We start from the raw sequence: 2594 nt of genomic DNA, 5'->3' as shown, positions 1-2594 counted from the left end.
GCGGGTAACCCAGCTCGTGAAATAAGAACATTATAGCTATTACCGATGTTATCTTTTCGTCGAGAGTCGCTACGCTAGCCCGACCTACGTGATGGGTGTTGGTATGAGTGTCTGTTAACTGCGCATATTTTACTTTTCTGCAGAGTAAATGTCCGGTGATCATCACCTAGATATTGATATTCCAAGGCAATAATTGTTCTATGTCTGGCTCAGGCTGACAAAGCTCATCGAGGCAATGCATGATGTAATCAAATGGCGTTAAGCCGTTGGATCTTGCAGTTTCGATGATGCTGTATAGGTGAGCGCTTGCTATTGCCCCGCGTGAGGTTTGGCTAAACATCCAGTTCTTACGGCCAATAACAAATGGTTTGATAGCACGCTCGGCGCGGTTATTGTCGATATTAAGCTGACCATTTTCAAGGTAAACTATAAGTTTATGCCATTGATTAGCGAGATAGGTTGCTGCCTCTGCTAACTTGGTTTTCCCGACTAAACGTGGCTGGTTTTGCTCTAGCCATTTATGCAGTTTATCGATAATAGGTTTCGCTTGCTCTTGCCTTATTTCATGCTTTTGTTCTGGTGTTTTATCGTTGAGTTTTGATTCAATGCCGTACAGTTTTTGAATAAGACTCAAGACTACGTCGGCTTTGCCTGTCTTGTTTTTACCCTGCACGTGTTTTGCTTCTATAAATTTACGACGTGCATGGGCCCAGCAACCAACTAGTGTTGATTGCGTTTGTGCATACGCTTGATAACCATCAACCTGTAAATAGCCCGAATAGCCATCCAGATAATTAACCACACAGGAAGCTGCCCGACTGTTTTGATAGTCGTAAAGAACAATGTTTGGTATTGGGTTGTGTTTATTTATAGCCGATGGCGAATCCGTGCCGGTACAATATAGCCACATGTAACTTTTTACTTTGTCGGCGTTGACCACATTGACCGTCGTTTCATCGGCATGTATCGCAGGCTGTTTAAGTAACGCGTGTTTCAGTCGTTGTATCAGCGGTTCAAACAAGGTAGCGGATGCGAGTACCCAGTCACTCATGGTTTTACGGCTAAGCTCAATGCCGTATTGCTTGAACATCGACTCTTGTCTGTGCAGTGGCAGTGCATATTGATATTTGCTGGTGATGATTTGACTTAACAAACTGGACGTGGCCATGCCTTTGTTGATGGCCATGTTTGGCATCTTGGCTTGTTTAATACTGTTATTCGACCCTGACTTATCACATTCACGACACGCGTACTTTGGGCGAATATGCTCAATGACTTTTATCTTTGCGGGGACGAAGTCGAGCTTTTCGCTGACGTCTTCACCCATTTTATGCAACTCATTACCACAGCAGTTACACAACTTGTCTTCTTCGGCAATGTCATGAATCACTTGCTCACGGGGCAAGTCTTTGGGTAATGGTTTGCGCTTTGGTGTTTTGCGAGTGTAGCTAATCTCTTGCGTAGCAAGCTCATCAGGTTGCTCAATGATGTCTTCGGCTTCATTAAACAATTCACCTTGTGCGTCAAAGGCTTCGGCACTTTTACCAAATTGTTTTTGTTGCGCTAGGCGGAATTGTTCCTCTAGATAGCGGTTTCTTGCAGTCGCTTGCGCTAATTTTTCAGCGTGCTCTACCAGCAGCTTTTTAAGCAAAGCCGGATCGTCTGGAAGGCAGTTAACATCAATATTCATCCTTTTATTTTATAATGTTTTTTACCGTAAACTAGCTTAATGCGATGGTTAATATTGATCCCGCGACGATCTAAATAATGCTAGCGTTTTCGATGTTGATTTGTTGATGCCCTATGACATCATACCCAGATAATAACCAGTGTAATTGTTGCTCGGTTAAGTTTAGGGTGTCGGCGCTGAGGTTTTTCGGCCATTTAAATTTGTGCTTATCGAGGCGTTTATACCACAGGGTAAAGCCTGTGTTATCCCAATACAATATCTTCAGCTTATCTCGGCTTTTATTACAAAAAACAAACACGGCACCGGATAGCACTGACAGTTCGAGTTCACTTTCAACAATGGCCGCTAAGCCATTAATGGATTTTCTGAAGTCGACAAACTGATTGCAAAGGTACACGTCGGGCACATCAATAAACATGTTCATGCTTGCAGCGCCTTTATTAAATTAGCCACCCATGTAGGCTCAGATGAGGTTGGTATAGTTAAATGAGTTTCACCATGAGATAACGTGATTGAGGCATTCACTTTATGGGGAATAGCTTTGTTTTGCACTTTCACCAATTTAGGTGCTTTTGCAGCGTCTTGTAACTTAGACCGATATTTATAAAAGTTTGAAGTGGGTAACATGTTTTCTTTACAAAATGCGACAATAGATAAGCCGCTGGTTTGTTGATGCTCAATCAATTTTTGCCAGTCATTAAGGGTTCTTTTTTGCATAATACCTCCAGTAGAAACTGACGGTATTTTCAATTAATTAAATCCACTCTGCTAGGTGTCGTTGCTCGGACGCTCACTCTGCAGACGTCAAAAAGCCCGACTATTTCTAGTCAGGTTCTCTACAATTTGAGGTCTGTGCGCTACGCAGTAGGATGTCGTAGTGCCCACGGCGGTGGAGAGCCACAGT

The 2594-nt window shown here is 43.0% G+C and carries 3 protein-coding genes; all 3 read right to left on the bottom strand.

The window, feature by feature from the left end; genetic code table 11:
• Positions 1 to 166 precede the first annotated feature (166 nt).
• Positions 167 to 1690, bottom strand: a complete 1524-nt coding sequence (locus tag GQR53_RS20360) for an IS66 family transposase (protein WP_165745044.1) — start codon at positions 1688 to 1690, stop codon at positions 167 to 169.
• A gap of 70 nt (positions 1691 to 1760) precedes the next feature.
• Complete coding sequence (gene tnpB, locus GQR53_RS20355) at positions 1761 to 2114, bottom strand: IS66 family insertion sequence element accessory protein TnpB (protein ID WP_165745043.1); 354 nt, start codon at positions 2112 to 2114, stop codon at positions 1761 to 1763.
• On the bottom strand, positions 2111 to 2407 hold the full coding sequence (locus GQR53_RS20350) for a hypothetical protein (protein WP_165745042.1): 297 nt from the start codon (positions 2405 to 2407) through the stop codon (positions 2111 to 2113). Before GQR53_RS20350 ends, tnpB begins: the two co-directional genes overlap by 4 nt.
• Between the last annotated feature and the right edge of the window lie 187 nt (positions 2408 to 2594).

The organism is Pseudoalteromonas sp. Z9A6 (assembly GCF_011378805.1).
In the GTDB taxonomy this organism is placed as follows: Bacteria; Pseudomonadota; Gammaproteobacteria; order Enterobacterales; family Alteromonadaceae; genus Pseudoalteromonas; species Pseudoalteromonas distincta.
The sequence above is the reverse complement of the archived record's forward strand: the minus strand, read 5'-3'. Positions and strand labels throughout refer to the sequence as shown.